General features: G+C 37.6%; 17 protein-coding genes and 1 pseudogene. 7 read left to right on the plus strand and 11 right to left on the minus strand.

Going from position 1 to position 26,933, the window contains the following annotated elements; translation table 11 throughout:
• Window positions 1-60 precede the first annotated feature (60 nt).
• From purL to miaB, 11 genes and pseudogenes are all read right to left on the minus strand, one after another.
• On the minus strand, window positions 61-3,816 hold the full coding sequence (gene purL, locus FEZ18_RS09085; RefSeq protein ID WP_153268014.1) for a phosphoribosylformylglycinamidine synthase: 3,756 nt from the start codon (window positions 3,814-3,816) through the stop codon (window positions 61-63).
• 150 nt (window positions 3,817-3,966) lie between these two features.
• A complete protein-coding gene (locus FEZ18_RS09090) occupies window positions 3,967-5,181 on the minus strand; it encodes an RsmB/NOP family class I SAM-dependent RNA methyltransferase (protein ID WP_153268015.1) in 1,215 nt (404 codons plus the stop codon).
• 995 nt (window positions 5,182-6,176) lie between these two features.
• Window positions 6,177-7,132: pseudogene (locus FEZ18_RS09095) on the minus strand (ISL3 family transposase).
• Window positions 7,133-7,151: 19 nt separating this feature from the next.
• The gene (locus tag FEZ18_RS09100; protein ID WP_153268016.1) at window positions 7,152-7,505 is read right to left on the minus strand and encodes a transposase; all 354 of its coding nucleotides are present in this window, start codon (window positions 7,503-7,505) and stop codon (window positions 7,152-7,154) included.
• A 2,076-nt stretch (window positions 7,506-9,581) separates the two neighbouring features.
• The gene (gene groL / locus FEZ18_RS09105; RefSeq protein WP_153268017.1) at window positions 9,582-11,213 is read right to left on the minus strand and encodes a chaperonin GroEL; all 1,632 of its coding nucleotides are present in this window, start codon (window positions 11,211-11,213) and stop codon (window positions 9,582-9,584) included.
• Between the two features lie 108 nt (window positions 11,214-11,321).
• The gene (groES, locus tag FEZ18_RS09110) at window positions 11,322-11,597 is read right to left on the minus strand and encodes a co-chaperone GroES (RefSeq protein WP_153268018.1); all 276 of its coding nucleotides are present in this window, start codon (window positions 11,595-11,597) and stop codon (window positions 11,322-11,324) included.
• Window positions 11,598-11,749: 152 nt separating this feature from the next.
• A complete protein-coding gene (gene secG / locus FEZ18_RS09115; RefSeq protein ID WP_153268019.1) occupies window positions 11,750-12,109 on the minus strand; it encodes a preprotein translocase subunit SecG in 360 nt (119 codons plus the stop codon).
• A gap of 4 nt (window positions 12,110-12,113) precedes the next feature.
• Entirely contained in the window at window positions 12,114-13,001 is an 888-nt protein-coding gene (locus FEZ18_RS09120) for a hypothetical protein (RefSeq protein WP_153268020.1), read from the minus strand.
• Between the two features lie 76 nt (window positions 13,002-13,077).
• Window positions 13,078-13,581 carry an LPS assembly lipoprotein LptE gene (lptE, locus tag FEZ18_RS09125; RefSeq protein WP_153268021.1) on the minus strand — a complete coding sequence of 168 codons (504 nt, stop codon included), beginning with the start codon at window positions 13,579-13,581 and terminating at the stop codon, window positions 13,078-13,080.
• Between the two features lie 123 nt (window positions 13,582-13,704).
• The gene (locus FEZ18_RS09130) at window positions 13,705-14,994 is read right to left on the minus strand and encodes a sigma-54 interaction domain-containing protein (RefSeq protein WP_153268022.1); all 1,290 of its coding nucleotides are present in this window, start codon (window positions 14,992-14,994) and stop codon (window positions 13,705-13,707) included.
• A gap of 44 nt (window positions 14,995-15,038) precedes the next feature.
• Window positions 15,039-16,487 (minus strand): tRNA (N6-isopentenyl adenosine(37)-C2)-methylthiotransferase MiaB, encoded by a 1,449-nt coding sequence (miaB, locus tag FEZ18_RS09135; RefSeq protein ID WP_153268023.1) that lies wholly within the window; start codon window positions 16,485-16,487, stop codon window positions 15,039-15,041.
• 692 nt (window positions 16,488-17,179) lie between these two features.
• Here miaB and FEZ18_RS09140 point away from each other — a divergent pair.
• The 7 genes from FEZ18_RS09140 (at window position 17,180) to gldN (ending at window position 26,587) form a co-directional block, all read left to right on the plus strand.
• Complete coding sequence (locus FEZ18_RS09140) at window positions 17,180-17,956, plus strand: hypothetical protein (RefSeq protein ID WP_153268024.1); 777 nt, start codon at window positions 17,180-17,182, stop codon at window positions 17,954-17,956.
• Between the two features lie 137 nt (window positions 17,957-18,093).
• Window positions 18,094-20,628 carry a type I DNA topoisomerase gene (topA, locus tag FEZ18_RS09145; protein WP_153268025.1) on the plus strand — a complete coding sequence of 845 codons (2,535 nt, stop codon included), beginning with the start codon at window positions 18,094-18,096 and terminating at the stop codon, window positions 20,626-20,628.
• Window positions 20,629-20,632: 4 nt separating this feature from the next.
• Entirely contained in the window at window positions 20,633-21,799 is a 1,167-nt protein-coding gene (locus FEZ18_RS09150) for a formimidoylglutamase (RefSeq protein WP_153268026.1), read from the plus strand.
• 161 nt (window positions 21,800-21,960) lie between these two features.
• Window positions 21,961-23,313 carry a gliding motility lipoprotein GldK gene (gldK, locus tag FEZ18_RS09155; protein ID WP_194269465.1) on the plus strand — a complete coding sequence of 451 codons (1,353 nt, stop codon included), beginning with the start codon at window positions 21,961-21,963 and terminating at the stop codon, window positions 23,311-23,313.
• A 90-nt stretch (window positions 23,314-23,403) separates the two neighbouring features.
• A complete protein-coding gene (gldL, locus tag FEZ18_RS09160; RefSeq protein ID WP_194269466.1) occupies window positions 23,404-24,045 on the plus strand; it encodes a gliding motility protein GldL in 642 nt (213 codons plus the stop codon).
• A gap of 47 nt (window positions 24,046-24,092) precedes the next feature.
• A complete protein-coding gene (gene gldM, locus FEZ18_RS09165) occupies window positions 24,093-25,655 on the plus strand; it encodes a gliding motility protein GldM (protein WP_153268028.1) in 1,563 nt (520 codons plus the stop codon).
• 41 nt (window positions 25,656-25,696) lie between these two features.
• On the plus strand, window positions 25,697-26,587 hold the full coding sequence (gene gldN, locus FEZ18_RS09170; RefSeq protein ID WP_153268029.1) for a gliding motility protein GldN: 891 nt from the start codon (window positions 25,697-25,699) through the stop codon (window positions 26,585-26,587).
• Window positions 26,588-26,933 lie beyond the last annotated feature (346 nt).

Raw genomic sequence — 26,933 nt, forward strand, 5'->3', positions numbered from 1 at the left:
AAAAAAAGCCCCTAAAGTCATTATAACCAAAGGAGCTTTTTATATAAATAATGTTATAATTTACTTGTTTTCAATCCATGTTCTGGCGTTTACAAATGCTTCTAGCCAAGGGGATACCTCGTCTTTTCTACCTTGTGGGTAGTGCGCCCAATTCCATTGAAACGTAGAGCGCTCAATATGTGGCATGGTTACTAAATGGCGTCCTGTTTTATCGCACATCATAGCGGTATTAAAGTCTGAGCCATTTGGGTTAGATGGGTAGCTTTCATAACCGTATTTGGCAACAATATGGTATTTATCTTCGCTGTATGGCAAATTAAATTTCCCTTCACCATGAGAAATCCAAACGCCCAACGTGCTCCCGGCTAAACTAGAAAGCATCACAGAATGATTCTCCTGAATTTTAACCGATGTAAACGCACTCTCGTGTTTTTTAGAATCGTTATAGGTTAGTTTTCCGTGTGTGTCGTGTTCTGGATTTACCAAATCTAATTCCATCCAAAGTTGTGCGCCATTACATATCCCAACCGATAAAGTGTCTTCGCGTGCAAAGAAGTTTTTTAAGGCGGTATTGGCTTTTTCGTTGTATTTAAAAGCACCTGCCCAACCTTTGGCAGAGCCTAGAACATCGGAGTTAGAAAAACCACCCACAGCACCAATAAACTGAATGTCTTCTAGAGTTTCACGACCAGAAATTAAATCGGTCATGTGTACATCTTTCACATCAAAACCAGCTAAATACATGGCGTTTGCCATTTCGCGCTCAGAGTTCGATCCTTTTTCACGAAGTATGGCTGCTTTTGGTCGTTTTACGTCGTTGCGAGACGCTGGCGTCTTGGCAATCTGTTCATTGGGAACAGATGGCTTCGTTGTACTCGCCATGACGTCTGCAAGTTTCCCAGTAAAATGCTTAGGGAAAACATATTCTAACGGTTGCTTTTTGTAATTGTTAAATCTAGCTTCAGCTAAATTATTGGCTGTTTGCTTTTGGTCGAGTAGGAAAGAGGTTTTATACCAAACATCGCGCAAACGGGAAACCGTCATAGTAAATACTTCGGCTTGGTTAATAATGCTTAACACATCAGATTCTGTAACTTTTCCTATGTTGAAGAAATCAATTTTTGCTTCAGATAAAAGGGTTTCTACGGAAGCATCTTTCGCCTGAAACACAATACCAGAATTTTCAGCAAATAAGATTTTAAACGAATCCTTTTCGTTTAATGCTGTTAGGTCTAATTCTGCACCCAGATTATTATCAGCAAAACACATTTCGAGTAAGGTGGTTATTAATCCGCCTGAAGCCACATCGTGCCCAGCAACAATGTGTTCGTCTTTAATTAATTCCTGTATGGTGTTAAATACATGTTTAACATAGGCTGCATCTTTAACATTAGGCGTTTCATTTCCTATTTTATTAAGAATTTGAGCAAAGGAGCTGCCACCTAATTTAAATTCGTCTTGCGATAGGTTGATGTAATAAATAGACCCGGCGTTTTTCTGAAAAACAGGTTCGATAACTTGAGTAATATCGTTACAATGTGCTGCCGCCGAGATAATAACGGTGCCTGGCGAAATCACTTCCTCGTTAGGATATTTTTGCTTCATCGATAAGGAATCTTTTCCTGTAGGCACATTGATACCTAAATCGATGGCGAATTCTGAAATCGCTTTAACCGCTTCGTATAAACGGGCATCTTCGCCTTCGTTTTTACAAGGCCACATCCAGTTTGCCGATAGGGATACCGATTGCAAACCGTCTTTTAGTGGTGCCCAAATTATGTTAGTTAGCGCCTCGGCAATCGAATTTCTACTCCCGGCAATCGGGTTTATTAAACCAGAAATAGGCGAGTGCCCAATAGAAGTTGCAATCCCTTCTTTTCCTTTATAGTCTAAGGCCATGACACCAACATTATTAAGCGGTATTTGCAAGGACCCAGCGCATTGTTGTTTGGCCACTTTTCCGCCCACACAACGGTCTACTTTATTGGTTAGCCAATCTTTACAAGCAACAGCTTCTAGTTGTAAAACTTGGTCTAGATAGTCGTAAAAATTATCAGAATTGTAAGTAACATCTTTGTAATGTCTTTTGATGGTTTGGTCGGTCATTACCGTTTTTGGCGAACTTCCAAACAAATCGTCCATGGCTAAATCCATAGGTTTGTTGCCTTTGGTTTTAGATTGGAAGGTAAATCTATGGTCGTTAGTGACATCGCCAACTGTGTACATTGGTGAGCGCTCACGATCTGCAATTTTCTTTAGGGTATCTATATGTTTTTCGGCGATCACTAATCCCATACGTTCTTGAGATTCGTTGCCAATAATTTCTTTATCAGACAAGGTGGGGTCTCCAACGGGTAGTTTATCTAAATCGATAAGGCCGCCAGTATCTTCAACCAGCTCCGACAAACAATTTAAATGTCCACCGGCACCATGATCGTGAATAGAAACAATAAAATTCTCATCACTCTCTACCATGCCACGAACAGCATTTGCGGCACGTTTTTGCATTTCTGGGTTAGAACGTTGTACGGCATTGAGTTCGATGCCAGATTCAAACTCACCAGTATCGGCTGATGATACTGCAGCACCGCCCATACCAATGCGGTAATTTTCGCCACCAAGAATGACTATTTTATCTCCTTTTTGAGGCGTGTCTTTTAAGGCCTGCTCGATTTTACCGTAACCAATACCACCGGCTTGCATGATCACTTTATCGTAACCTAATTTTCGTTTAGTGCCTTCTGAAGGGTTTTTAGTACCATCCGAATTTTCATCATGCTCAAACGTTAATACAGACCCACAAATGAGGGGTTGGCCGAATTTGTTTCCGAAGTCTGATGCGCCGTTTGATGCTTTTATTAAAATATCGATAGGGGTTTGGTATAACCATTGGCGTTCTGGGAATGCTTTTTCCCAAGGTCTGTTGGCTTCTAAGCGCGAATACGAGGTCATGTAAACCGCCGTTCCCGCTAGGGGTAAGGAGCCTTTTCCGCCAGCGAGTCGGTCTCTAATTTCTCCACCAGAACCTGTGGCAGCACCGTTAAAAGGCTCTACGGTTGTTGGGAAATTATGTGTTTCCGCTTTAAGCGAAATCACCGAATCAAAATCTTTTGTGGTGTAATACTCTGGAACATCGGCGCGTTTTGGTGCAAATTGTTCCACTTTAGGGCCTTTTACAAAAGCAACATTGTCTTTATATGCCGAAACAATAGTGTTTGGATGTTGTTTTGAGGTTTCTTTTATGAGTTTGAAAAGTGAGCTAGGTTTTTCTTCACCATCAATTATAAAGGTGCCGTTAAAAATTTTATGACGACAATGCTCACTATTTACCTGCGAGAATCCAAAAACTTCAGAATCGGTTAATGGTCTGCCTATTTTTTTGGCAACACCTTCTAGGTAGTCCACTTCTTCATCGCTTAAAGCTAAGCCTTCTTGTTGGTTGTAAGCCGCAATGTCTTTAATGTTTAAGATGGGCTCTGGTTTAATATCAACAGCAAATGATTTTTGATTTAAGCCATTGTATTTCTCAGAAATCATGGGGTCGAAAGCTTTAAAGTCTTTTGTTACGGCCTCGAATTCTTCAATTCTGATAATATCTGAGATTCCCATATTTTGGGTAATTTCAACGGCATTGGTGCTCCAAGGGGTAATCATTGCCGCACGTGGGCCAACAAAAAAAGCATCTAAAGATGCTTGATCTATTTTTGGTTGATTGCCAAATAACCATACTAATTTAGAGATGGTTTCGCTTGATAATTCTTTTGTTGTTTGAACAGCAAAAACTTTGCTATTTACGTTTCCAAAGAAGTGAATCATTAGGTATTGAATTAATGGTTTTTAGTAAAATGTAAATGTAACTTTTTTCGTTGTAATACGAATTTAAATTTAGGGTCAAAAAATTTTAGTTATTCACGAGGTTTTTAACAATAAAAATCACGTTTTTAAGGGTTTGTGTTTTAATTCTTATTAGTTTTTACGTTCTAAAAGTGCCATATAAAAACCATCAAAACCAGATTGATGTGCTAGTACGTTTTTGTCTTTTAATAAAACGAAATGCTCACCAGCATCAGATTTTAAAAACCTTTCAACTTGTTTTTGGTTTTCAGACGGTAAGATGGAGCAGGTGGCATAAACCAGTTGTCCGCCAACTTTTACCATTCTAGAATATTGTTGTAAGATATCTTGTTGGGTGCCTTTTATTTTTTCAATAAACTCGGGTTGTAATTTCCACTTGGCATCTGGATTTCTGCGTAAAACGCCTAGGCCAGAACACGGGGCATCAATTAAAACACGATCGGCCTTGTCGTATAATTTTTTGATGACTTTTGTGGAGTCTATAACACGATTTTCAATGTTATGTGCGCCGTTTCTTTTAGCGCGACGTTTTAATTCGTTAAGTTTATTTTCGTAAATGTCTAAAGCAATAATTTGCCCTTTGTTTTCCATTAAGGCTGCCAAATGCAATGTTTTTCCGCCAGCGCCAGCGCAGGCATCAATAACACGCATACCAGGTTCTACATTTAAAAACTCGGCTACTAATTGTGAAGAGGCATCTTGGACTTCAAAATGGCCTTTTTTAAAGGCTTCGGTAGAGAATACGTTGGCGCGTTCTTTTAACTTTAGAGCATTGGGATAATGGTTTAAAACATCGGTTTCGATATCTAAATCAAATAATTCCTCTTGCAGTTTTTCTTTGGTTGTTTTTAAGGTATTTACTCTTAAAATAACATTGGCTTGTTGGTTAAGTGCGGTTATTTCTTTAGACCAAAGGGCCTCGCCTAATTCTTCGCTACCCAAAGCGTCCATCCAATCTGGAATCGATTCTTTGTATTTTCTTATTTTGGATAATTCATCAAAACGTCCCTTAATTTTACGTAACGGTGTGCCTTCAAAATATTTCCAATCGGGGAGTTTTATGCCTTTAAGGGTGGCCCAAACCGCAAACATACGCCATAGGTTATCTCTATCAAACGGTTCTTTTACATCGGCAATTTCGGCATATAAGCGTTTCCATCTTACCATATCGTAAGTGGTTTCGGCAACAAAACCGCGGTCGCGGGCGCCCCATCGTTTGTCGCGTTTTAAAAGTTGTTGTATCACCTTATCGGCATACTTTCCTTCGTTAAAGATTAGGGTTAAGCCATCAATAACCGCAAAGCATAAATTTCTGTGTAATCGCATCGTTTGTAAATAAGTGTGCAAAGGTACGTTAAAAGTTTTTGGCTTTAAAAATAATGATTAGCGTTTTTAGTGTGATATATTGTTTAAGTGCCATTGAGCTGTTAAGATGAGGAAGCATGACGACGCCATCTTTCCAATGAAAACAGTAAGTGAAATCGTGAGATTCTTCGACTCCGAATATATTCGGAATGCTCTGAATGACGGGATTCGCTCTGAATGACAGGCTGGGCTTTGAATAATTCACGTCTGTCATTCAGAAGGAGGCACGACTGAAGAATCTTTATAATGGGTTATGCTAAGTTTATAGAGAAAGAGATTCTTCGCTGTGCTCTGAATGACAGGCTGCTCTGAATGACAGGCTGCTATGAACAACATAACACCGCAAAAATCCGTCATGGCGAGGAGTCATGACGACGCCATCTTTTGATTGAAAGGGCAAGTGAAATCATGAGATTCTTCGACTCCGAATATATTCGGAATGCTCTGAATGACAGGCTGCTCAGAATGATAGGATTCGCTTTGAATAATTCACGTCTGTCATTCAGAAGGAGGCACGACTGAAGAATCTTTATAATGGGTTATGCTAAGTTTATGGAGAAAGAGATTCTTCGCTGTGCTCTGAATGACAGGCTGCTCTGAATGACAGGATTCGTTATAAACAACTACACACAGTGGTAATCCGTCATGGCGAGGAAGCATGACGACGCCATCTTTCCAATGAAAACAGTAAGTGAAATCGTGAGATTCTTCGACTCCGAATATATTCGGAATGCTCTGAATGACGGGATTCGCTCTGAATGACAGGCTGGGCTTTGAATAATTCACGTCTGTCATTCAGAAGGAGGCACGACTGAAGAATCTTTATAATGGGTTATGCTAAGTTTATAGAGAAAGAGATTCTTCGCTGTGCTCTGAATGACAGGCTGCTCTGAATGACAGGCTGCTATGAACAACATAACACCGCAAAAATCCGGGATCAAGTCCAAAAGTTGTGTTTAAGCAAATATTGTTATTAATCTATAGAGGAAGAATTCTACGTTTTTCACACCTCTAAACTGCGCTCTAAACGCTTTGATTTTGGTATTAAATGATTCTGCTGATGCGTTTGTACTTCTATTTATGAAGTAGTTTAATATAGATCGATAGTTAATATGTATTGTATTTGCTATTGAATTAAAAGCTCTAAATCCAGTTTTCTCCACATCGTTATACCAATGCGCTAATTTTGTGTATGCTATTTCTACTGATTTTGCTGTATTGAAAATATTTCTTAGTCCCTGTACTAAGAGTTAAATGCAACCTTGATATCAGGATATTCATTGAAGAGTATTGCACTTCTTTGGTATTGATTTTTTGTCCATTTAGAAGGATTTTTATAAAGTAAATATCTGCTTCTAGCTAAGAGTTGTTTTCTTGTGTCACCATTTTTAAATATTTCAGGATTATACCTTTTATTGCTTGCTCTAGCTTGCTTGATTTTTTCGTTTTCTAGGTCTATGGCCTCCCATCTATGCTTAATTCTAATGTCTTGTAATGCTTCCAAAGCTAGCTTTTGCACGTGAAAACGATCTGTGACTTGTACGGCTTTTGGGAAGCATTTTTTACATATAGTTTTCATTGAGTTTGCCATATCTAGAGTTATTTCCTTGACCTTAGCTCTTTTCTTTGCTGAGATTTTGAGCAGTTGTTCTATAATGGGATCTACTTTGGTTCCAGCAAAAATGGCGACTATACTACCTTTCTTTCCTTTTGCTTTTTTGTTTGTAATTATGGTGTAGAGTTCACCTTTGGAGAGTGCTGTTTCATCAATAGATAGATAAGCACCTATATTCTCTGGAAAAATGAGCCATTGTTTGGCGTGCTTCTTTTGATCCCACTCTTTAAAATCGCTTAAATAGTCTTTATACTGTCGTTGTAATTTTTTCCCATTTACTCCATAGAAGTGTCCAATAGTATGACAGTCTGAGGCTCTAGTATTGACTAATTTCTTTTAAAAAAGCAGCGAACTCGGTGGTCATTCGTGTTCCCTGTGCTACTAAATTCCAATCTCTTTGTACGACTTGCTTAGTGGTTTTATCTAGCCATCTTCGCCGCTTTACATGCAGATAGACCGTGTTTCCTCTCAGCGGAAAATCTTGAATGGTTATTTGTTTATGAAACCCATGAGCAATTAACTCGCGTTTAGACTCTTCTTTAGGGGTGATATTACGTTCTTCGAAGTAAAGATGCATTACTTCACCATTTTTTGTGCTATTTACCAAATCAAAATGATTGATTAAAAATTCAGGTAAAATAAGTTTGAGTAGTTCTAGATAATTGTCCAAAATAATATTTTTAAAAACAAAAATCGCAATCTTATTTCAATTTACACACAACTTTTGAGAATGATCCAAAATCCGTCATGGCGAGGAAGCATGACGACGCCATCTTTTGATTGAAAGGGCAAGTGAAATCATGAGATTCTTCGACTCCGAATATATTCGGAATGCTCTGAATGACAGGCTGCTCTGAATTACAGGATTCGCTTTGAATAATTCACGTCTGTCATTCAGAAGGAGGCACGACTGAAGAATCTTTATAATGGGTTATGCTAAGTTTATAGAGAAAGAGATTCTTCGCTGTGCTCTGAATGACAGGCTGCTCTGAATGACAGGATTCGTTATAATCAACTACACACAGTAGTAATCCGTCATGGCGAGGAAGCATGACGACGCCATCTTTTGATTGAAAGGGCAAGTGAAATCGTGAGATTCTTCGACTCCGAATATATTCGGAATGCTCTGAATGACAGGCTGCTCTGAATGACAGGCTGCTTTGAATGACAGGGTAGGTTGATTGACGGCACACCATAACAATACGTCATGGCGAGGAAGTATGACGACGCCATCTTTCCAATGAAAACAGCAAGTAAAATCGTGAGATTCTTCGCTTTGCTCTGAATGACAGGCTTCTCTGAATGACAGCTCGCTCTGATTGACAGGATTCATTCTAAACAACTACACACAGTGGTAATCCGTCATGGCGAGGAAGCATGACGAAGCCATCTTTTGATTGAAAGTGCAAGTGAAATCATGAGATTCTTCGACTCCGAATATATTCGGAATGCTCTGAATGACAGGCTGCTCTGAATTACAGGATTCGCTTTGAATAATTCACGTCTGTCATTCAGAAGGAGGCACGACTGAAGAATCTTTATAATGGGTTATGCTAAGTTTATAGAGAAAGAGATTCTTCGACTCCGAATATATTCGGAATGCTCTGAATGATAGGCTTTGTTCTGATTGACAGGCTGCTTTGAATGACAGGGTAGGTTGATTGACGGCACACCATAACAATACGTCATGGCGAGGAAGCATGACGACGCCATCTCTTCAATGAAAACAGCAAGTAAAATCGTGAGATTCTTCGCTTTGCTCTGAATGACAGGCTTCTCTGAATGGCAGGCTGCTCTGATTGACAGGATTCATTCTAAACAACTACACACAGTGGTAATCCGTCATGGCGAGGAAGCATGACGACGCCATCTTTTGATTGAAAGAGCAAGTGTAATCGTGAGATTCTTCGACTCCGAATATATTCGGAATGCTCTGAATGACAGGCTGCTCTGAATTACAGGATTCGCTTTGAATAATTCACGTCTGTCATTCAGAAGGAGGCACGACTGAAGAATCTTTATAATGGGTTATGCTAAGTTTATAGAGAAAGAGATTCTTCCACTCCGAATATATTCGGAATGCTCTGAATGACAGAATTCGCTCTGAATGACAGGATTCGTTATAAACAACAACACACAGTAGTAATCCGTCATGGCGAGGAAGCATGACGAAGCCATCTTTTGATTGAAAGGGCAAGTAAAACTCATGAGATTCTTCGCTTTGCTCTGAATGACAGGCTTTGCTCTGAATGACAGTCTGCTCTGAATGACAGGCTGCTATGAACAACATAACACCGCAAAAATCCGTCATGGCGAGGAAGCATGACGACGCCATCTTTTGAATGAAAGAGCAAGTAAAACCGTGAGATTCTTCGCTGTGCTCTGAATGACAGGCTGCTCTGAATTACAGGATTCGCTCTGAATGACAGGATTCGTTATAAACAACTACACACAGTGGTAATCCGTCATGGCGAGGAAGCATGACGACGCCATCTCTTCAATGAAAACAGCAAGTAAAATCGTGAGATTCTTCGCTTTGCTCTGAATGACAGGCTTCGCTCTGAATGACAGGCTGCTCTGAATGACAGGCTGCTCTGAATGACAGGCTGCTCTGAATGACAGGCTGCTCTGAATGACGACAGACGGATTATATAAACTAAAAACGCTCCTTTCAATAATTCTGAAAGGAGCGTTTAATATTAAAAAAAACAAACACAAATAAAGATGTGTTTCTGTTTTAAATGGTTTACATCATGCCTGGCATACCGCCGCCGCCCATTGGTGGCATAGCTGGAGCCTCTTCTTTAATATCGATTAAAGCACACTCTGTAGTTAATATCATTCCTGCAACCGATGCCGCATTTTCTAAAGCAACACGGGTTACTTTTTTAGGATCGATAATACCAGCGGTAAGCATGTCTACATAAGTTTCAGATTTGGCGTCGAAACCAAAATCTTTTTTGCCTTCTAAAACTTTATTGATCACTACGCTACCTTCTCCACCAGCGTTTTCTACGATAGTACGTAATGGAGCTTCAATAGCACGCGCTACAATTTGGATACCTGTAACTTCATCTAGGTTTTCGGTAGTTATTTTCTCTAAAACTGAAATCGCTCTCACTAGCGCAACACCACCACCGGCAACAATACCTTCTTCTACGGCTGCTCTTGTAGCGTGTAAAGCATCGTCAACACGATCTTTCTTTTCTTTCATTTCAACCTCACTAGCTGCGCCAACATAAAGTACCGCAACACCGCCAGCCAATTTCGCTAAACGTTCTTGTAGCTTTTCTTTATCGTAATCGCTAGTTGTGGTTTCAATTTGTGCTTTAATTTGGTTTACACGGGCTTTAATATCATCGGCAGCGCCTTCACCATTAACAATAGTAGTGTTGTCTTTATCAACCGTTACGGTTTCGGCAGTACCTAACATGCTTAAATCGGCATTTTCTAGAGTGAAACCTCTTTCTTCTGAAATTACAGTACCACCAGTTAAAATGGCAATATCTTCAAGCATGGCTTTACGACGGTCTCCAAAACCAGGGGCTTTAACAGCTGCAATTTTTAGTCCGCCACGTAATTTATTAACTACTAAAGTAGCTAAGGCTTGGCCGTCAACATCTTCAGCAATAATTAATAATGGTCTGCCAGATTGTGCTACAGGCTCTAAAATTGGAAGAATTTCTTGTAAGTTAGAAATCTTTTTATCGAATAATAAAATGTATGGATTTTCTAAATCGGCAATCATTTTATCAGAGTCGGTTACAAAGTAAGGCGATAGGTAACCTCTGTCGAACTGCATACCTTCAACAACATCAACATAAGTGTCCATACCTTTAGCTTCTTCAACAGTAATCACGCCTTCTTTACCAACCTTATCAAAAGCTTGAGCGATTAACTCACCAATGGTATCATCGTTATTAGCTGAAATAGCGGCAACTTGTTTAATTTTTTCAGAAGAATTACCCACTTGCTTGGCTTGTTTTTCTAAATCTTCTGTAATGGCCGTAACGGCTTTGTCGATACCGCGTTTTAAATCCATTGGATTAGCACCAGCGGCAACGTTTTTTAAGCCCTCTTTTACGATAGCTTGCGCCAAAACGGTAGCAGTTGTTGTACCATCTCCAGCCAAATCGTTGGTTTTACTCGCCACTTCTTTAACCATTTGTGCGCCCATGTTTTCATGTGCATCTTCAAGCTCAATCTCTTTGGCTACAGTCACCCCATCTTTAGTGACTTGTGGTGCGCCAAAACTTCTGCTAATAATTACGTTACGTCCCTTTGGACCCAAGGTTACTTTTACTGCATTTGCCAATGCGTCAACACCGCGTTTTAATCCGTCGCGTGCATCTATATCAAATTTTATGTCTTTTGCCATAATAAGAAATTTTATTTTTCATTCCCACGAAGGTAGGAATCTGTTTCATGTTACGTTAATATTTATTTAGAAGTTTTCCGCTTTTGCGGAAATGAAAAAAGCTATGTTTTAAACAATAGCTAGGATGTCGCTTTCGCGCATAATTAAATAATCTTTCCCCTCAAGTTTAAGCTCGGTTCCTGCGTATTTACCATACAAAACAGTATCGCCAACTTTCACGGTAATAGGTTCGTCTTTAGTGCCTTTTCCTGCGGCAACAACTTGTCCTTTTTGTGGTTTTTCTTTAGCGTTATCTGGAATGATAATTCCTGAAGCTGTTTTTGTCTCAGCAGCAGCAGGTTCTATAACAACTCTGTCTGCTAATGGTTTAATGTTTAAGCTCATTTCTTATTTTATTTTAATTAATTAAATTATGTTTATTACCTCTGTTTTAAGCTAAAAATGTGCCAATACTTTTTAACTGACAAACTTGCAGAAATAAAAAAATGCCAACGTATATGTTGACATTTTGTGTTTATAGATTATGATTGTTTAGTTTATAAAGAATCATTTGCTGGTGTTGTGTCATTGTTTGTAGCTGCTGGTAGCGGTGCTGCTTGAGGTAAAGGCTGAGTAGTGGTTGCGTTTGGGTCTAGGGCTTTCGAATCTAGACTCTCACCACCTCTGTTAATAGCAACGTTAGATACTAATATTAAAACTAATAAAAGTGTTGCTAAGGTCCATGTGCTTTTGTCTAAAAAATCGGTGGTCTTTTTCACGCCACCTAATTGTTGTGTGCCTCCACCGCCAAACGAAGATGATAAACCACCACCTTTTGGGTTTTGTACCATAATTACTACTATTAGTAAAAATGCTACGACTACGATTAATGCTAAAAATATTGTAAACGTACTCATTGTTTTAGTTGTTTTGTTCTTGCAATTGTTCTATTGCTTTAATTTGGTTTGCAAAGAAACTACTTTTTTCTGGATATTTCAAAATTAAAATCTTGTAAGATTGAATTGCTTTTTTATAGTTTTTTTGTTCTACGTATACACGCGCCAACGTCTCGGTCATTAAAGCCTCTGGTTGTATCATCTGAGCTTTGGCGAGATTTCCTTTTGAGGTTGCTGTTTTTGATGGATTTATTTTCGGGTTTCGGGTGATAAATCTGTCGATTAACTCGAATTTTTTGGCTTTTTCGGTTTCGTTTGGATTTACTTCTTTACCCAGGTTATCTTCTTCTCTTTGTATGGGTTTAAAATGCGTAATTTTTAGCCACTCGTTAAACGAATGTGTTTCTTTTTTATCAAAACGTAACGGTTTTCCTAGATTAAGTAATTGACCCGCAGGTGTTTGTTCTGTATTTTGTGGCGCTGTCGTATCTGGAGTAGATGCTTTTTTTGGTTCAAATAAAGCGGGGTCTAAAACACCTTCAGTAGCATGTATTTGTTGTTTAAGCGTGTCATCAAAGGTGGTGCTTTTGCTTACCGAAATATCCTCTGCAGTCACCTTAATATCTTTTAAAGGTTTTATGTTGTTTTGAATAATTTGAGATATCTCGTTTTGAAGAAATGTATCTGAAGTAATATAATCGAATAAAATACTGCGGTCGCTAGTATATGCCGCGGTAACTTTAAGTTCTTGGTTGTATTTAAAGCTGCTTTGATCTTTTAAACCTTTTAGGTAAATGGCTCGTGCCGATTGAAAATAAGGGAACTGGTCGATAACAGATTTTACGGTCTCGGTTTGCTCGTGGGTTATAGCTTGAGGATCTTGGAGCAGGTATGTAAAATCTTTACTATTCATTAATTTCTTGTTTAATTCCCTTTTATTGGGAAAGCTAAATATTATTTTCTCAATGTTGCAGCAAACCGTTACGGGTTTACCATTTTGCTAGCGTAGCATTAACAATATCTTGGGTGAGTCGCTCAATAATTTCTTCATGTGCGGTGGCCTTTTGAGAGCCAACAAGTTGTGCGCTTCCTGGATAATCGTAAAAAAACGAAAAACTTTGCTCTAAATTATCATCTTCGTTATTTTTATTGTAAAAACGAATTTTAACACCAATAGTTAATTTGTTTTGTGCTGCGGTATTCGATGCGGTTGCAGTTGTTGGAGAAATTCTATAGGTAGAAATTTCGCCATCGTAAACTAAATCGGCATTAGCGTTTGTAAGCTTGTAATTGGTTTGGTCGAGAATTAAATCCTGTAAAGCGTTCTGAAACTCGACCTCTAAGCCAGGTTCTACTAAAGGGGCGTTATTTTCTATGCGATTTACCTGAAAGGTTTCAGCTTTAATAGAGCTTGGCTGCGTAAAGCCATAGAATTTGCAACCTGTTAGGGATGCACTTACTAAAAATAAAAAAAGGTATTTAAGATATGTCATTTTAAAATTGGTATGTAAAACCTTTGACGTCGTTTATTAGTTATTATGATTTTCTCGATGCTTGGTAAACGTTTAAACTACAATAGGTGTTGTTTATGTGTTAATACATATAAAAACTGTTGGTTACAGATTATATTGTTTAATTTTTCTATAAAGTGTTCGTTCACTTATGCCTAATTCTGCTGCTGCTAATTTGCGTTTCCCTTGGTGGCGTTCTAGAGATTTTTTAATTAATTCTAATTCTTTGTCTTGAAGAGATAAGGTTTCTTCTTCTTCAATTTCTTCAGCAAAATAGTATTTATCTGAGGAATCTTGATTTTCGGTATCGGTATTCGGGTGACTCGGTATCGAAATAAGATCGGTATTGGCATTGGTCGCTTCAAAATCTTCAAGAGCTTCTTGGTAATCGGCTTCTGCGGCTTCACTGTCGCCATAAATTTTTTGAATTAAACCGCCATGATCTTTCTCGACATCTTTAATGTTCCCTTTTTTCATGAGTTCCATAGTGAGTTTTTTCAAATCGTTTAAGTCGCCTTTCATATCGAAAAGCACTTTGTATAAAATCTCACGCTCGCTAGTAAAATCACTTTCAGCTTTTGAGGTTTTTATAACAGCCGGTAAATTTGTACCTGATGTTGGTAAATACCCCTTAAGGGTATCTGCAGAAATAGTTCTTTGGCGCTCTAAGACCGAAATCTGTTCGGCAACATTTCGCAACTGCCTAATGTTTCCGTTCCAACGGTGTTTTAATAAAACCTTTACAGCATCGTCTGTTAATTTTACTGTTGGCATTTTGTATTTTAAGGCAAAATCGCTTGCAAATTTTCTAAATAAAAGATGAATATCTTCCTGTCGCTCGCGCAAAGGCGGTAGGTGTATCTCTACCGTGCTTAGTCTGTAGTAGAGGTCTTCGCGAAATTTTCCTTTTTCGATCGCTTGGAGCATATTTACGTTGGTTGCTGCTACAATGCGAATGTTTGTTTTTTGCACTTTGCTGGAGCCGACTTTAATAAACTCGCCGTTTTCTAAAACTCGAAGTAAACGCACTTGTGTGGTTAGTGGTAATTCTCCAACTTCGTCTAGAAAAATAGTACCGCCATCGGCAACTTCGAAATAACCCGCACGGGTTTGCGTGGCTCCTGTAAAAGCACCTTTTTCGTGCCCGAAAAGTTCACTGTCAATAGTACCTTCTGGAATGGCACCGCAGTTTACAGCAATATATTTGTTGTGTTTTCTATGTGAAAGTTGGTGAATTATTTTTGGAATATTTTCTTTACCAACACCAGATTCTCCAGTAACCAATACCGAAATGTCGGTCGGCGCGACTTGAATGGCTTTTTCAATAGCGCGATTTAGGGCGATTGTATTACCGATAATACCAAAACGTTGTTTTATTGCTTGAACAGATTCCATATATTATCTCTCCTATTTTTTATAGGAATATTCTTGTTTTTTTGTTAATTATTATCACTTAAACTTACAGCTTCTCCAATTAGAGTGGCACTGGTGCAATCTGTAACTTTTACATTTACAAACTCGCCAATGTTATAATTTTCTTTTGGAAACACACAAACTATGTTTTGAGGCGTGCGGCCAGACCATTGTGATTCAGATTTTTTCGACTCTTTTTCAATTAAAACTTCTACCGTTTTGTTAAGCCATGTTTTCGTAGTAATTTCACTGTGTTTACGCTGTAAATCGACGACGTCTTGAAGGCGTCTTTTTTTTACGGCTTCAGGGATGTCGTCTTCCATATTGCGTCCTGCCATGGTGCCTGGGCGCTCTGAATAAGCATACATATAACCAAAATTATATTTTACGTAGGCCATTAAAGACAAGGTGTCTTGAAAATCGGTTTCTGTTTCGGTAGGAAATCCAATAATCATATCTTGACTTATAGCGCAGTCTGGAATAATTTCGCGAATTTGATCTATAAGTTGCATGTATTCTTCTCGCGTATGTAAGCGGTTCATGGCTTTTAAAATGCGGTTACTGCCACTTTGCACTGGTAGGTGTATGTGCTTACATATGTTTTGGTGCTTCGCCATGGTCTTAACAACATCAAGCGTTAAATCTTGTGGGTTTGATGTCGAAAAACGAATACGCATTTTAGGCTGGGCTTTCGCACAAATTTCCAATAAATTAGAAAAATTTACAGCTGTAGCTTTTTGCATGTCGCTGGCTTTATTAAAATCTTTTTTTAAACCACCGCCATACCACAGATAGCTGTCCACGTTTTGTCCAAGCAAGGTGATTTCTTTATATCCTTTGTGCCATAAGTCGTTAATTTCTTCTATAATACTCTGCGGATCTCTACTGCGTTCTCTCCCCCGTGTAAAAGGCACCACGCAGAAGGTACACATATTATCACAACCACGAGTAATCGATACAAACGCGGTGACTCCATTGCTGTTTAATCTAACCGGAGAAATGTCTCCGTAGGTTTCGTCTTTAGAGAGGATCACGTTTATCGCGTCTCTACCTTGATCAACTTCGGCAAGAAGATTGGGTAGGTCTTTGTAAGCATCTGGACCAACAACTAAATCAACAATTTTTTCTTCTTCAAGAAATTTTGTTTTCAGGCGTTCTGCCATGCAGCCCAAAACGCCCACTTTCATCTTTGGATTTAGGTCGCGTTTTACAGCGTTATATTTTTCTAAACGTTTGCGTATGGTTTGTTCTGCTTTATCCCGAATAGAGCAAGTGTTAACCAATACCAAATCAGCCTCTTCTAAGGTTTGAGTAGTGTTAAATCCCTCGTTGGTTAAGATGGAAGCTACAATCTCACTATCGCTAAAATTCATGGCACAGCCATAGCTTTCAATAAAAAGTTTACGTGTATTTTCTTTTTTATGGTCTAATACTAAAGATTGACCCTGTTTGCTTTCGTCTATTATTTTCTCCATGATCTTTTCTACTTCGATTAACTACAGGCTTAAGCAAAAAAAATGAAATTAGTTAAACACTGTAAGTAAGTCTGCAAATATAGTATTTATTTTATGATTTTGTGACACAATGTCATGTGGTTTTTGTTAAAAATTACTAGTGTCCGATTAAAAATATTATAATGCTGTCCATCCTTTTAAAATTAAGAACTTTGCGCGTTTTTTAAAATGTCACCTTGCTTATTTGAAATAATTTTTAAGATTTAAAGGAACTATTTTGTTAATTTAAAGTATTTCTGTTTATCAGTTAGTTAGAATCAAGTCTTGGTTCTTATGTCTATTAGCGAAGCGGTCTCATGTCTTTTGTCGGACATTAATGGTTAAAAATTACCATGTTCTTTTAAGCGCACTGTGCCCTTTATTCAATGCATTTAAGAGTCACTTTAAAAGGGTTTAACTGATTTAGTTGTTGCAGTCTGCAATAATTTATAAAGTTCGTTGTATTTGCTCATATCTTGGTTTGGTTTAAGTGGGCAGTTAAAATGGGTATTACAAGCTAGGGAATCTAATGGTTAATCGAAAACAATTTTAGACTTCATACTATGGTATTTTAATCTTTTTCTTTTTGAGAATTTTAAGTTAAATAAAATATCGCTAGTAATTTATATTAGAAAGTGTTTTATTTGAAAACTAAACAAACCTAATTTTCATTTATGAATACGACAACGACCTTATTAGAGAAAATAGAAAATGCCAGAGATTTAGATTTCGGAACTATCTTTGGCGAATCTATCGAATTGTTTAAAAAAACGTGGTTACAGGGTTTTATACTCGTTTTACTAACCATGGCAATTATGATACCATTATTTTTCATGTTATATCTTCCATTAATAGGCTTGATTATAGCGCAAAGTGAAGGTGCTGGTCCAGAGGTTTTTGATACTTTTTTTGGTAGTATGTCTATTCTCTACATCTTATTTTTAGTCGCGTGTTTTCTTGTTTTTGGAGCTATTTCTGTGGCGATGAATGCTGGGTTTTATAGAATGATGAGAAAGTTAGATAATAATGAGGCAACAACAACCACCGATTTATTCTATTTTGTTAAAAACAAGTATTTAGGTAAGGCCTTCATGCTAATGTTGGCTTCTATTTTAATAGCTGTGCCGTCAGCTTTTTTATGCTATGTACCTTTAATTTATATGATTGTACCCTTGTCTTTTTTTAATGTAATCTTTGCCTTTAATCCCGACTTATCGGTTGGAGATATGATTAAAGTGAGTTTTAAACTCGGGCATAAAAAGTGGTTATTGGCTTTCGGGTTAATAATTGTGAGTGTTTTACTGTCTCAAATGGTGGGGTATTTGTTATGTGGTGTAGGGTTGTTATTTACGTATACCTTTGTGTACCACCCCGTTTATTTAATTTACAAAAATGTCGTTGGTTTTAACGAAGCTAGTGCGATAGAACAAATTGGAGAAAGTGTAGAATAATATTTAAAATAATTAGAAAAAGCCTGTGTTTTTAAACAAAAACACAGGCTTTTGTTGTTAAGAAATACACAGATTATCTCTAAAAAGTTACAGATAAGTTTTTTTTGATATACATTTGTACCTTCAAAAAACGAAGTATGGCAAAGAATTTAGTGATTGTTGAGTCACCTGCTAAGGCAAAAACTATAGAAAAATTTCTAGGAAAAGATTTTAAAGTAGAATCTAGTTTTGGGCATATATCCGATTTACCTTCAAAGGAATTGGGTGTAAATGTAGAAGGTGATTTTAAACCAACGTACGAAGTCTCTAAAGATAAAAAAGCAGTAGTAAAAAAGCTAAAAGATTTAGCGAAAAAAGCCGAAATGGTATGGCTAGCTAGTGATGAGGATCGCGAGGGTGAGGCTATAGCATGGCATTTGGCCGAGGCATTAAAACTCGATAAAGATAAAACAAAACGTATTGTTTTTCATGAAATTACCAAGTCGGCTATCGATAAAGCTATCGAAAACCCGAGAGGTATTGATTACGATTTAGTCGATGCACAACAAGCGCGTCGAGTATTAGATAGAATAGTAGGTTACGAGTTGTCGCCTGTGCTTTGGCGAAAGGTAAAAGGTGGTTTATCGGCAGGACGAGTACAGTCGGTTTCTGTGCGATTAATTGTCGAGCGAGAAAGGGATATTCAAAATTTTAAGCCTGTTGCTTCGTATCGCATTGATGCCGAGTTTTCAAATGAAGAAGGTAAGACATTTAAAGCCAAATTGCCTAAAAACTTTTCATCGAAAACAGAAGCTCAAAACTTTTTGGAGCAAAATCTTTCGGCTCATTTTAAAGTAGCCGATCTTCAAAAAAAACCAGCTAAAAAATCGCCTGCACCCCCATTTACGACATCGACCTTACAACAAGAAGCGGCACGTAAATTATATTTTTCGGTAAGTAAGACCATGACCATGGCGCAACGGCTTTACGAGGCTGGTTTAATTACCTATATGAGAACCGATAGTGTTAATTTATCAGACGAAGCACGAAAAGGTGCCGAGGCCGAAATTAAAACGGCTTATGGTAGTAAGTATAGTAAACCACGAAATTTTAAAGGCAAAGCTAAAGGTGCACAAGAGGCGCACGAGGCCATTCGACCAACAAGTTTTGCTATCCATTCTGTAGATATCGATTACGACCAAGCGCGTTTGTACGATTTAATTTGGAAACGTTCTATCGCTTCGCAAATGAGTGACGCCCAATTAGAGCGTACCAATGTTAAAATAAGCGCTTCAACCCACAAAGAAACCTTCACTGCGAATGGAGAGGTTATCACTTTCGATGGCTTTTTAAAAGTGTATTTAGAAGGTACCGACGATGAAGATGTTGAGCAAGAAGGTATGCTGCCAGCGATGAAAGCCAGCGAAACCTTACTCAATAATTACATAACCGCAACGCAGCGTTATACACGTCCGCCTGCAAGATATACCGAAGCCTCTTTAGTTAAAAAATTAGAAGAATTAGGAATTGGGCGTCCCTCAACCTACGCACCAACCATTTCGACCATCCAGAATAGAAATTATGTAGAAAAAGGAACTGTTGAAGGAGAAGCACGAAACTATTCGCAATTAACACTTAAAGCAGGGGAGGTAAAGGAAAAAACCTTATCCGAAAAAGTAGGATCGGATAAAGGTAAACTCGTACCAACAGATATTGGTATGATTGTAACCGATTTTTTAGTCAATCATTTCGAAAACATTTTAGATTATAACTTTACTGCCAAAGTTGAGGCAGATTTCGATGATATAGCCGAAGGAAAAGAGGATTGGATAAAAATGATGAAATCCTTTTATAAAGATTTTCATCCGCAGGTAGAACATGTTAAAGAAAACGCCGAAAGAGAGTCTGGAGAACGCATTTTAGGCGAAGATCCCAAAACTGGAAAACGCGTAAGTGTGCGTTTGGGTAAGTTTGGTCCTATGGTTCAAATTGGTACTGTAGACGACGAAGAGAAACCACAATTTGCTAGTTTAGGACCAGATCAACAATTAAATACCATAACCTTTGAAGAGGCTATGGATTTGTTTAAACTCCCAAAAGATTTGGGGACTTACGAGGGTGAAGAGGTGCTGGTTAATAATGGACGCTTTGGGCCCTATGTAAAATTTGGAGAAACCTTCGTCTCGCTTCCAAAAGGGACAGATCCTTTAAATGTAGAATTAGAGGATGCTATTGTGTTAATAAAGGAAAAGCAAAAAGCTGATGCGCCCATATATATGTACAAAGAATTGCCAGTACAAAAAGGTAAAGGGCGTTTTGGTCCCTTCATTAAATGGAACAATATGTTCATTAATGTGAATAAAAAATACGATTGGGATAATTTGTCGGAAGAAGATATTGTGGAGTTGATTGAGACTAAAATTCAAAAAGAAATCGACAAAGTTATCCATAATTGGGAAGATGAAGGCATTCGGGTAGAAAAAGCACGCTGGGGAAGACACAACGTTATAAAAGGAAAAATAAAAGTGGAGTTGGCAAAGACAATTGATGTTTCCGATATGACCTTAGATGAAGCCAAGGCGCTTATTGAAGCCAAAACCCCAAAGAAAAAAGCAGCCAAAAAGAAGCCGGCTACAAAAAAAACAACGACTAAGAAAACCACCAAAAAGAAAACCGCAGTAAAAAAGAAATAAGGTTATGAATTTTAGTTTCTTATCGCCAGTTTCAGATGTCGTATTAGCTCATAATGCGTTGCTTTCACCTCAAGCATTAGGGCGTAAATTACGAATTCATTCGGCAAAAAATGGTATGCCGGACTTAGAGGGTGTTCATATTGCTCTTTTTGGTGTGCTAGAAAATAGAAACGACGCCCATTATATTGGTGAAGCATTTCAAATTAATGAAATTAGAAAATCTTTTTACGCCCTTTATCCAGGTAGCTGGCACGCTACAGTGGCAGATTTAGGTAATATTAATAAAGGAGAAACTGTTGAGGATACTTATTTTGCTGTAAAAGAAGCCGTTTCCATATTGGTTCAACAAAACATCATCCCTCTTATTATTGGGGGATCGCAAGATTTAACCTATGCCAATTATCGAGCCTACGATGCGCTAATTCCAATGGTTAATATTGTAAATGTGGATTGTAAATTTAATTTAGGTGACTCTCAAAAACCACTAAAAAGTGATAGTTTTATTGGTAAGATAGTATTAGAAGAGCCCTATAATCTTTTTAATTATGCTACTATTGGATATCAAACCTATTTTAACTCTCAAGAAGAAATAGATTTGATGGAAAAACTTTATTTTGAATCTTATCGTCTCGGTGAAGTTTCAAAAGACATTACTCTAGTCGAACCCGTTTTGCGCGATGCGAATATTGTAAGTGTCGATTTAAATGCGGTAAAGGCATCAGAAGTAAGTGTAAATCAAAAGTACTCTCCCAATGGTTTAGACGGTAAAGAAATTTGTGCTATTTCGCGTTATGCGGGGATAAGCAACAAAGTGTCTTCGTTTGGAATTTATGGTTACAAACCTTCTAAAGATGACGAGATAACGTCTATGTTAATCGCTCAGATAATTTGGTACTTTATTGAGGGCTATAATTTTAGAGTGAAAGATGATGTTTTTGTAGATGAAAAAAGTTATCAAAAGTTTATCGCTTTAGTGGACGACCAAGAATTGGTGTTTTACAAAAGTACTGCCTCGGGAAGGTGGTGGATTGAGATTCCCTTTTTATCAGACATCAATAATAAATTAAAAAGACATACGTTATTACCTTGCACGCATCAAGATTATTTGGAAGCCTGTAATAACCATATACCAGAACGCTGGTATAAGGCTTTCCAAAAGAATTGTTTTTAACTTAAATTTATCATTTCAGAAAAAATTCATCGATTAAATGCAGGTTTTACACGACGAAATGTAATTTTTTTGAAATAAAAGTTGTTTTTTACATTTTATATAAATATGTTTACAGTCTTAATGATCAAGCTTAATTAATTAACCTCGAGTTTCCTATGAATATGAAGAAGTTTATTTTATTAACCGCAGTTTTAGCATTGTTAACCAGTTGTGGCTCTAAAGACAGAGGTGAGTTGGTAGGTGTTAAGGGTAAAAAATGGCATCCAGAAAAGCCTTATGGTATGGAGCTTATACCTGGTGGTGCATTTATTATGGGTAAAGCTGACGACGATCTTGCTGGTGTTCACGATGCCCCTGCAAAAACCGTTACTGTAAGAGCACTGTATATGGATGCCACAGAGATTACAAATAGCGAATATAGACAGTTTGTTAACTGGGTAAGAGATTCTATTTTAAGACTTGAATTGGCTAAGATGGCAGACGATTATGGTTTAACACCACAGGATGGTGGTATTGGTGAGTATGCTTTTAAAGATGCCGATACAACGAACATGTCTGTTTATGAAAAATATATGTTCGAGAATTATACTGGTCTTGGCGACACGGGATACGAAGGTCGAAAAATAAACAGAGATATTGATCTAATTTTTGACACCGATAAATATCCAGATGAATTTTACGCTGAGGTTATGGATACTATGTATTTACCACTCGAGGAGAGTTATAATGGCCAGCGCACTTGGGATGTTAAGAAATTTAATTTTCAATACAGTTACATGGATATTCAGGAGGCTGCCAGAAATAGAGGTGTAAAACGTAAAGATGCCATTATCAAAGAAGAAGTTAATGTTTACCCAGACACCACAGTTTGGATAAGAGATTTTGCGTATTCTTATAACGAACCTATGCACAACGATTATTTTTGGCACGACGCTTACAGCGATTATCCAGTTGTGGGTGTAACATGGAAACAAGCAAAAGCATTTTGTGAGTGGAGAACGATTAATAAAAATACTTATCAAAAATCTAAAAAAGCTGCACATGTAAATCGGTTTAGATTGCCTAACGAGGCCGAATGGGAGTACGCGGCAAGAGGGGGGTTACAAGCCGCAACTTATCCCTGGGGTGGACCTTATACCAGAAGTTCTAGAGGTTGCTTTATGGCAAACTTTAAGCCAGTACGAGGCGATTACGCTGCCGACCAAGCCTTGTATACTGTAGAAGCTAAATCTTACGACCCTAACGATTATAATTTGTATAATATGGCTGGTAATGTCTCAGAATGGGTTAATGCTTCTTACGATCCAAACTCGTACGAGTACACTTCAACAATAAATCCAAGTGTTAACGATAAAAACAACAAACGTAAGGTTATAAGAGGAGGTTCATGGAAAGATGTAGCTTACTATTTACAAGTAAGTACTAGAGACTACGAATATGCCGATTCTGCAAGAAGCTATATTGGTTTCAGAACGGTTCAAGATTATATGGGTACAAAAGTTACTAACAACTAAGTCTATCAACTACTAAACGTATTTAAACTAAACAATTATCTAACCTACTTAAGTAATTTATGGTTACTTAAATTTTAAAACTAAAAAATCATGGCAAACACAAACACAAGAAAAAAGTATATTAATATGGCTTATGGCCTGGGAGCTTCAATCGTAATTATTGGGGCTTTATTTAAGATTACGCATTTCGAACTCGGACCAATTAATGGTAACCTCATGTTAACTATCGGGCTAGTAGCCGAAGCCATAATTTTTGCCATTTCGGCATTTGAGCCTGTCGATGACGAATTTAATTGGGCGCTAGTGTACCCAGAATTACAAGGCGGTAAACCAGGAGCTAAAAAAGAGCAGCCACAAAATGCACAGGGATTGTTATCACAAAAACTGGATGAATTATTAAAAGAAGCTAAAATTGATGGCGAATTAATGTCAAGCTTAGGCCAGAGTATTAAAAATTTCGAAGGTGCGGCAAAAAATATTTCTTCGACAGCAGAATCTGTAGAAGCTTCAAAAAAGTACGGACAAGAATTAACGCTTGCTGCGGCACAAATGGAATCTTTAAACAGCTTGTACAAAGTACAGTTAGAGAGTGCTAGTAAACAAGCTGCAATTAACCAAGAGTCTGTAGAGAATGCTGCGAAACTAAAAGAGCAAATGCAATCTTTAGCATCCAACCTATCATCGTTAAATGGTGTTTATGGTGGTATGTTATCTGCAATGAACAAAAACTAGTTAGTGGGTTAACCCAAAGTATTAATTAACCAAAAACCTAATTAGACATGGCAGGAGGAAATTTATCACCGAGACAGAGAATGATTAATCTGATGTATTTAATATTTATAGCAATGCTAGCTTTAAATATGTCGAAAGAAGTGCTTTCAGCCTTCGGATTAATGAATGAAAGGCTTGTAGAGTCAAATCAGGCAGCAGAAGCGCGTAACAATAATTTCGTAGAAAGTTTAGCGCTGAAGGCCGAAGAACAACCTGAAAAATACGCGCCTTTAAAAGCAGATGCCGATAAAATACACAAACTAGCCCAAGAATTCGACGCTTATTTAGCAGAATTAAAAAAGGGCATGAAAGCCACTGTAGAAGATCCTCAAGATTATGAGAAAATGGACAGAGGCAATTATTTGGATGAAAAATTCTTTAAAGGCGACAAGCTTAAGGAAGATGGTCAAGAATTTTTAAATCAAATTGAAAACTTTAGAGAAGGCGTAGTAGCGCTTTTACAGGATGAGAAGGGCATGGAAGAGGTAGTTAAAGATGTAAAAGATAAATTTACTACCAGCCAAGTTACAAATCGAGACGGTATCGAGGTCGATTGGTTAGACTATCATTACAAAGGCTTTCCATTAGTAGCTTCTTTAACAAAAATTACTCAACTTCAATCGGATATAAAAACGACCGAGTCTGAAATTTTGAGTAATATGTTGCAGGGTACACTTTCTAGTGAGGTGTCAATGACAAATTACACCACATTAATGGAAACCTCTAAGTCTGCGTATTTTAATGGCGAGAAGTTCGACGGTCAAATAGTACTAGGTCGTAAAGATGCATCGACGGTACCAACGCGAGTAGAATTAACTTTAGATGGCAGACCATTATCTGAGAAAGAATATACTATTGAAGAGGGAAAGGTCAAGTTAAATATTGGTGCTGGAGGAGTTGGAGAACATAAAATTGAAGGTAAATTAATTTTTGCTCAAGATGGTGAAGAAATTGAAGTTCCTGTAAATTCATCTTTTGCAACAGTATCTAAACCAAACTCAGCAACCATTTCTGCAGATAAAATGAATGTGGTTTACAGAGGCGTTAAAAACCCGATGACCATTTCTTTTGCTGGTATTCCAGACAATAAGGTATCTGCAAGTGCACAAGGTTTATCCAGAAGGTCGGGTAGTAGCTATGTTATGGATGCTACCAGAATTAAAGGTAGAGAAGTTAGAATTAACGTTAGCGGTACATTACCAGATGGAACCCCTGTAAGCGACAATGCTAAATTTAGAATTAAAGATTTACCAAAACCTACCGGTACGGTAAGGGGTGAAGACGGATCGTTAAAAATGCAGCGAAATAGTCTTGAGATTTCTACTATTGGTGCTAAATTTGATGATTTCGATTTCGAATTGCCTTTACGTGTTACAGGTTTTAAATTTAAAGTTCAAGGGCAACCAACAATAAATGTTAAGGGTAATAAGTTAGATAATAGAGCAAAAGCTGCGTTGCGTAGAGCGAAACGTGGTTCTGGAGTTCAAATATTCGACATCGAGGCTAAAGCTTCTGGTGTGAGTGTGATACTTAAAAAAGTTTCCCCTGTATTTGTTGAGCTCACCAACTAGAATGTATTGGATGGTATTCTAATAATTAAAAAGTAAAAGAAATGAATTTGAAAAGTTTTTTATTAACCGTAACTGCTGTCTTTACTGTATCTAGTGTTTTTGCACAAGCAAATATATTGAATGCAAAAAGTCCAGAAGAAATTGGAGTGCGAACAGAAGCTCAAAAAGCTGTCGACAACGATAAACCTTTAGATTATGGTTATGTTGACGATAGAGATGTGCTTTTTTCTAAAATTGTTTGGGAAAGAATAAACCTAGACGAGCGCTCTAACTTTCCGTTATACTATCCTATTGATACCAATAACATTGGTCAAAATAGACGATCGTTATACGATGTATTGATGAAGAGTATTCAAAACGGTGAAATAGAAAATATATACGGTGATTCTTATTTTACATCAAAGCGTACTTTAAAAGATATTGAAGGTGCTTTAACCATGGTCGATACAACCGAATTGGGTATTGAGCAATTAAATGCTGGTGAGGTCTTGTCGGCAGAATACATCAATAAGCGTACTTTAAACGCCGGAGATATTAAAGCCTATCATATTAAAGGTTTATGGTATTTTGATAAGCGTCAGGCCGAAATGAAATATCGTTTATTAGGTATTGCGCCAGTGGCTCCTGATGTGAATTTTATTGATGAGGAACAACCTGATTTAGTTGAGTTGTTTTGGGTGTTTTTCCCAGATGCCCGAAATGTTTTGCACGAGGCTAAAGCTTTTAATAATAGCAATAGTTCGGTTCCTTTTTCTTTCGATCATATTTTAAATTCAAGACGTTTTCACGCCACTATTTATGCCGAAGAAAATGTTCAGGGCGATAGAAAGATTGGCGATTATATACCTGATAATGCCTTGATGCAATTATTAGAAGCAGATCGGATAAAAGAAAAAATTAGAGACTTTGAGTTGGATATGTGGACCAATTAATAATCTTTAAAATATACAATCTAAAAGGCCGTCTGTAAAGATGGCCTTTTTTTTAAGCTAAAGTCTAATACCAAATTAGCCATGTCATGCCGCATATAATTCGTTTACTCACATTTTTCTATTTTATAAATAGGTGAATATGATGTGCTGCGCAGTTCTTTTTTACCTATATTTTGATTTTAGCTCACGCCCATATTAGAGTAAAATAACGAGTTCGTGAATCTGCGATTTCTATCTCATCTGAGAAAAAATTAATTGAAATTAACCATACGACTTTCAAAAGTAAATTGGTCTTATGGCGTGATGGAGGGCTAATCAAATTTGTTTAAAAACCAATAAAAAACGG

It is taken from the genome of Oceanihabitans sp. IOP_32 (genome assembly GCF_009498295.1).
Taxonomy (GTDB): domain Bacteria; phylum Bacteroidota; class Bacteroidia; order Flavobacteriales; family Flavobacteriaceae; genus Wocania; species Wocania indica.

What these genes read in the sequence shown, in the direction of transcription:
- purL (WP_153268014.1), bottom strand. Translation starts at nt 3,816, where the DNA reads ATGATTCACTTCTTTGGAAACGTAAATAGCAAAGTTTTTGCTGTTCAA.
- FEZ18_RS09090 (WP_153268015.1), bottom strand. Translation starts at nt 5,181, where the DNA reads ATGCGATTACACAGAAATTTATGCTTTGCGGTTATTGATGGCTTAACC.
- groL (WP_153268017.1), bottom strand. Translation starts at nt 11,213, where the DNA reads ATGGCAAAAGACATAAAATTTGATATAGATGCACGCGACGGATTAAAA.
- groES (WP_153268018.1), bottom strand. Translation starts at nt 11,597, where the DNA reads ATGAGCTTAAACATTAAACCATTAGCAGACAGAGTTGTTATAGAACCT.
- secG (WP_153268019.1), bottom strand. Translation starts at nt 12,109, where the DNA reads ATGAGTACGTTTACAATATTTTTAGCATTAATCGTAGTCGTAGCATTT.
- FEZ18_RS09120 (WP_153268020.1), bottom strand. Translation starts at nt 13,001, where the DNA reads ATGAATAGTAAAGATTTTACATACCTGCTCCAAGATCCTCAAGCTATA.
- lptE (WP_153268021.1), bottom strand. Translation starts at nt 13,581, where the DNA reads ATGACATATCTTAAATACCTTTTTTTATTTTTAGTAAGTGCATCCCTA.
- FEZ18_RS09130 (WP_153268022.1), bottom strand. Translation starts at nt 14,994, where the DNA reads ATGGAATCTGTTCAAGCAATAAAACAACGTTTTGGTATTATCGGTAAT.
- miaB (WP_153268023.1), bottom strand. Translation starts at nt 16,487, where the DNA reads ATGGAGAAAATAATAGACGAAAGCAAACAGGGTCAATCTTTAGTATTA.
- FEZ18_RS09140 (WP_153268024.1), top strand. Translation starts at nt 17,180, where the DNA reads ATGAATACGACAACGACCTTATTAGAGAAAATAGAAAATGCCAGAGAT.
- topA (WP_153268025.1), top strand. Translation starts at nt 18,094, where the DNA reads ATGGCAAAGAATTTAGTGATTGTTGAGTCACCTGCTAAGGCAAAAACT.
- FEZ18_RS09150 (WP_153268026.1), top strand. Translation starts at nt 20,633, where the DNA reads ATGAATTTTAGTTTCTTATCGCCAGTTTCAGATGTCGTATTAGCTCAT.
- gldK (WP_194269465.1), top strand. Translation starts at nt 21,961, where the DNA reads ATGAAGAAGTTTATTTTATTAACCGCAGTTTTAGCATTGTTAACCAGT.
- gldL (WP_194269466.1), top strand. Translation starts at nt 23,404, where the DNA reads ATGGCAAACACAAACACAAGAAAAAAGTATATTAATATGGCTTATGGC.
- gldM (WP_153268028.1), top strand. Translation starts at nt 24,093, where the DNA reads ATGGCAGGAGGAAATTTATCACCGAGACAGAGAATGATTAATCTGATG.
- gldN (WP_153268029.1), top strand. Translation starts at nt 25,697, where the DNA reads ATGAATTTGAAAAGTTTTTTATTAACCGTAACTGCTGTCTTTACTGTA.